The organism is Martelella sp. UBA3392 (assembly GCF_002358775.1).
Classification (GTDB): domain Bacteria; phylum Pseudomonadota; class Alphaproteobacteria; order Rhizobiales; family Rhizobiaceae; genus Martelella; species Martelella mediterranea.
The window spans coordinates 1-4,582 of sequence record NZ_DEPM01000011.1; the positions used below are offsets into that span (position 1 = coordinate 1).

Sequence of the window (4,582 nt, forward strand, 5' to 3'; positions counted from 1 at the left end):
CATATGCGATAGCCCTGCCCTCAAGGGGGGAGATTGTTTTGGGGGCTATGCGGCCTCTCTCAGATCGGCGCGGGGAAGGTCCTGTGCACCCGTGCGATATCGCCGAGAATGTCGTCGGTCATGGCGACGTCTGCTGCGGCGATGTTGGTCTTGAGCTGCTCCATCGAGGTCGCGCCGATGATGGCGGCGGTCACGAAGGGGCGCGACAGCACGAAGCCGAGCGCCATCTGCGCCGGGTCCAGCCCGTGGGTTTCGGCGAGCTTGCAATAGGCATCGACCGCCGGTTCCTGATGCTCCTGCAGCCGACCGCCGAGATCGGCAGACGAGACCGCCGCGCGCGACCCTTCCGGCAGCTTTCCGTTGCGGTATTTGCCGGTCAGAAGCCCGGCGGCGAGCGGCGAGAATGCCAGAAGGCCGACATCCTCGTGATAGGCAAGTTCGGCCATGTCGAGATCGTGGTGGCGGTAGAGCAGATTGTATTCGTTCTGGACGGTCGCGATCCGCGCCCGGTCCTTCGCCTCGGCGCGTTCCAGATATTTCATCGCGCCCCAGCAGGTCTCGTTGGAAAGGCCGATCGCGCGGATCTTGCCGGCTTTCACCAGATCGTCCAGCGTGTCGAGCGTCTCGGCGATATCGACGCGGGCCTGAAGGCGGTCCTGGCCGAAGGGGGAATAGGACCAGGAATTGCGGAAATGGAAATGGTTCCGGTTCGGCCAGTGCACCTGGTAGAGGTCGATGTAATCGGTCTTCAGCCGCTTCAGGCTGTCGTCGAGCGCCGTGCGGATGCCCTCCGGCGTCAACGGGCTGCCATTGCGCACCCAGGGGCGACCGGGACCCGCCACCTTGCTGGCGAGCACGATATCATCGCGCTTCTTGCGCGCGCTCAGCCATGCGCCGATGAATTCCTCGGTACGGCCGTAGGTTTCCGGGCCGATCGGGGTCACCGGATACATCTCGGCGGTGTCGAAGAAGTTGACGCCGTTTTCCACGGCATAGTCCATCTGGGCGGAAGCTTCCTCCAGCGTGTTCTGCGTGCCCCATGTCATGGTGCCGAGACAGATTTGCGAAACCCTGATGCCGGTGCGGCCCAAACTTTTGATTTTCATGAATATACCTTGAGAAACGACTTGGGTGATCAGTGCCGCGACTTTAGCGCGAAGCGCCGCGGGTGCAAGCGCATGCGGGGTTTTTTCGCTACCGACTTGTCGCGGCGCATCGTGGCGCGCCCTTGACTTGGGCGAACGAAACGTCAATTGGAGAACGAAAACCGACGCGATCCGGTAGTATAAGGAACGCGCGGGAGGTTTCACGGCAAAGAGGCTGATTGAGATGAGCGTTGCATTCACCTTTCCCGGTCAGGGAAGCCAGACCGTCGGCATGGGCAAGGCGCTGGCGGATGAGTTTACCGCCGCCCGACTGGTGTTCGAGGAAGTCGACGATGCGCTCGGCGAGAAACTTTCCGCCATCATCTGGGAAGGTCCGGAAGACCAGCTCCAGCTCACCGCCAACGCCCAGCCGGCGCTGATGGCTGTCTCGCTCGCCACCGTCAGGGTGCTGGAGGCCGAAGGCCTCGATCTGGCGAACGACATATCCTATGTCGCCGGCCACTCGCTCGGGGAATATTCGGCGCTCTGCGCCGCCGGCACCTTCTCGCTGGCCGATACCGCCCGGCTGTTGCGCATCCGCGGCAATGCCATGCAGCGCGCGGTCCCCGTCGGCAAGGGCGCGATGGCGGCGATCATCGGGCTTGAGTTCGAGGATGTTGAAGCGGTGTGCGAACAAGCCTCGTCCGCCGGCGTCTGCCAGATTGCCAATGACAATGGCGGTGGCCAGGTGGTGATCTCCGGCAGCAAGGACGCTGTCGAAAAGGCGGTCGGGATCGCGACGGAGAAGGGCGCCAAGCGCGCGCTGCTGTTGCCGGTCTCCGCACCCTTCCATTGCGCGCTGATGGCGCCGGCCGCCGACGCGATGGAAGAGGCGCTGGCCGAAGTCCGTCGCGGCGAACCGGTGGTGCCGGTCATCGCCAATGTCCGCGCCGCCCCCGTTTCCGATCCGGATGAAATCACGAAGCTGCTGGTGGAGCAGGTCACCGGCCGGGTACGCTGGCGCGAGACGGTGAGCTGGTTTGCGACAAATGAAATCGAAACGCTCTATGAAGTTGGCGCCGGCAAGGTGCTGACCGGTCTTGCGCGGCGCATCGAGCGTTCGCTCTCCGGCGTCGCGATCAACGCGCCGGGCGATATCGACGCGGCGCTGAAGGCGATCAAGGGCTGAAACCGAAACGGCCCGCGATTGGCGGGCAAACATCTGACGAGGTTATGACATGTTGGATCTGACTGGCCGAAAGGCGCTCGTTACCGGCGCCAGCGGCGGCATCGGCGAGGCGATCGCCCGCATGCTCCACGCCCAGGGCGCGACCGTGGCACTCCACGGCACCCGCGCGGAAAAGCTCGAGGCGCTGGCTGGCGAGCTTGGCGAGCGCACCCATGTGTTTCCCGCCAATCTTTCCGACCGCGCCGCCGTCAAGGCGCTCGGCGAAAAGGCCGAGGCGGAGCTTGAGGGCATCGACATCCTGGTCAACAATGCCGGGATCACCAAGGACGGCCTGTTCGTGCGCATGAGCGACGCGGACTGGGAAAGCGTGCTGGAGGTCAACCTCACCGCCGCCTTCGTGCTGACCCGCACCATCATGCATCCGATGATGCGCCGCCGTTTCGGCCGGGTCATCAACATCACCTCGATCGTCGGCGTCACCGGCAATCCGGGGCAGGCGAACTATTGCGCCGCCAAGGCCGGCATGATCGGCTTTTCGAAATCGCTGGCGCAGGAAGTCGCGCCGCGCAACGTCACGGTCAACTGCGTGGCCCCCGGATTCATCGAAACCGCGATGACCGACAAGCTGAACGACAAGCAGAAAGAAGCGATCCTCGGCGCCGTTCCGATGAAGCGGATGGGCAGCGGGGATGACATCGCGGCCGCCGTCACCTATCTTGCCTCCAACGAGGCCGGCTATGTCACGGGCCAGACCTTGCATATCAATGGCGGCATGGCCATGATCTGACATTGCGGTCCGCTCCACGCGGGCCGTCGAAAATGCTGGAGAGACCGGCAACGCGGTGTTTTTTGGGCTTTGCGCTCAGAACAAAGCATGGTAAGCGGGCCGGGACTGCCAAGAACAGTCCAATGAACGAAGCCCGGTCCATCGGCCGGGATTTCGGTTTAAGTGGGCTTTGGTTCACATATCTGCCGCGGCGTGTTTCCTTTTGGAGGGCCGGCGGCTTTCACATAGCGGATGTCAAGGCATCCGGTAGAACTTGAGACAGGTCGAGGAAACCGACATGAGCGATATCGCAGAACGCGTTAAGAAAATTGTAGTTGACCACCTGGGCGTGGATGCCGACAAGGTTGTCGAAAGCGCAAGCTTCATCGACGATCTCGGCGCCGACTCGCTCGATACCGTCGAGCTGGTCATGGCCTTCGAAGAAGAGTTCGGTGTGGAAATCCCCGACGATGCCGCTGATTCGATCCTCACGGTCGGCGATGCCATCAAGTTCATCGAGAAGGCTCAGGCCTGATCGACTGAAAATTCAGGGCGGCGTTCGGGTCATACCTGCAACCCGCCTCGAACGGCCCGGTGATACGGGCCATTTTTTTGTCCTGCGTTCCGGGACGGGAACGCATCAAGGACGGTTTTGCGCTTGTGGCGAGAGCGTTTATAGTTCGGCGCATGTCGATTCCACTCGGCATTGGCCGGCATGAAACGCTGGTCATGATGGCAAGAAACTTGAGAAAAATGGGGGGCGATCCACCAATGAGGCGTGTCGTAATCACCGGTCTGGGCATGGTAACGCCGCTTGGCTGCGGGACCGAGGTAACCTGGTCGCGTCTGCTGGACGGCGTCAGCGGCGCCAGCAAGGTCACCGCGTTCGAAACGGAAGATCTTGCAGCCAGGATTGCATGCTCAATCCCGCTTGGCGACGGCAGCGATGGAAGCTTCAATGCCGATCAGTGGCTGGAGCCGAAGGAGCAGCGCAAGGTCGATCCGTTCATCACCTATGCGATCGCGGCAGCCGACATGGCGCTTTCGGATGCCGACTGGCATCCCGAAAGCGACGATGACCAGATCGCGACCGGCGTGCTGATCGGCTCCGGAATCGGCGGGCTCGAAGGGATCGTTGAAGCCGGCTATACGCTGCGCGACCGCGGCCCGCGCCGCGTTTCCCCGTTCTTCATTCCCGGCCGCCTGATCAACCTTGCCTCGGGCCAGGTCTCGATCCGGCACAAGCTGCGCGGCCCCAATCATTCGGTCGTAACGGCCTGCTCGACGGGCGCGCATGCGATCGGCGACGCCAGCCGGATCATCGGCTTCGGCGATGCCGATGTCATGGTTGCCGGCGGCACGGAATCGCCGATCTGCCGCATCGCGCTCGCCGGCTTTGCCGCCTGCAAGGCGCTTTCCACCAATTTCAACGACGAGCCGCAGCGCGCCTCGCGCCCCTATGATGTCGATCGTGACGGTTTCGTCATGGGCGAGGGCTCCGGCATTGTGGTGCTTGAGGAGCTGGAACACGCCAAGGCGCGC

Annotated in this window: 5 protein-coding genes; 4 read left to right on the forward strand and 1 reads right to left on the reverse strand. The window is 62.9% G+C overall.

The annotated features are described in order from the left end of the window. Nucleotides 1-59 precede the first annotated feature (59 nt). Nucleotides 60-1,106 (reverse strand): aldo/keto reductase, encoded by a 1,047-nt coding sequence (locus B4E36_RS00975; RefSeq protein ID WP_292053176.1) that lies wholly within the window; start codon nt 1,104-1,106, stop codon nt 60-62. A 223-nt stretch (nt 1,107-1,329) separates the two neighbouring features. On the opposite strand from B4E36_RS00975, the gene fabD reads away from it, so the two are divergent. The 4 genes from fabD to B4E36_RS00995 all read left to right on the forward strand — a co-directional run. Continuing rightward, on the forward strand, nt 1,330-2,274 hold the full coding sequence (gene fabD, locus B4E36_RS00980) for an ACP S-malonyltransferase (RefSeq protein WP_292053177.1): 945 nt from the start codon (nt 1,330-1,332) through the stop codon (nt 2,272-2,274). A 49-nt stretch (nt 2,275-2,323) separates the two neighbouring features. Next, nucleotides 2,324-3,061, forward strand: a complete 738-nt coding sequence (fabG, locus tag B4E36_RS00985; RefSeq protein ID WP_292053179.1) for a 3-oxoacyl-[acyl-carrier-protein] reductase — start codon at nt 2,324-2,326, stop codon at nt 3,059-3,061. A 277-nt stretch (nt 3,062-3,338) separates the two neighbouring features. Further along, nucleotides 3,339-3,575, forward strand: a complete 237-nt coding sequence (locus B4E36_RS00990) for an acyl carrier protein (RefSeq protein WP_018062986.1) — start codon at nt 3,339-3,341, stop codon at nt 3,573-3,575. Nucleotides 3,576-3,811: 236 nt separating this feature from the next. Then, on the forward strand, nt 3,812-4,582 hold a 771-nt coding region (locus B4E36_RS00995; RefSeq protein ID WP_345899867.1), incomplete at its 3' end, for a beta-ketoacyl synthase N-terminal-like domain-containing protein.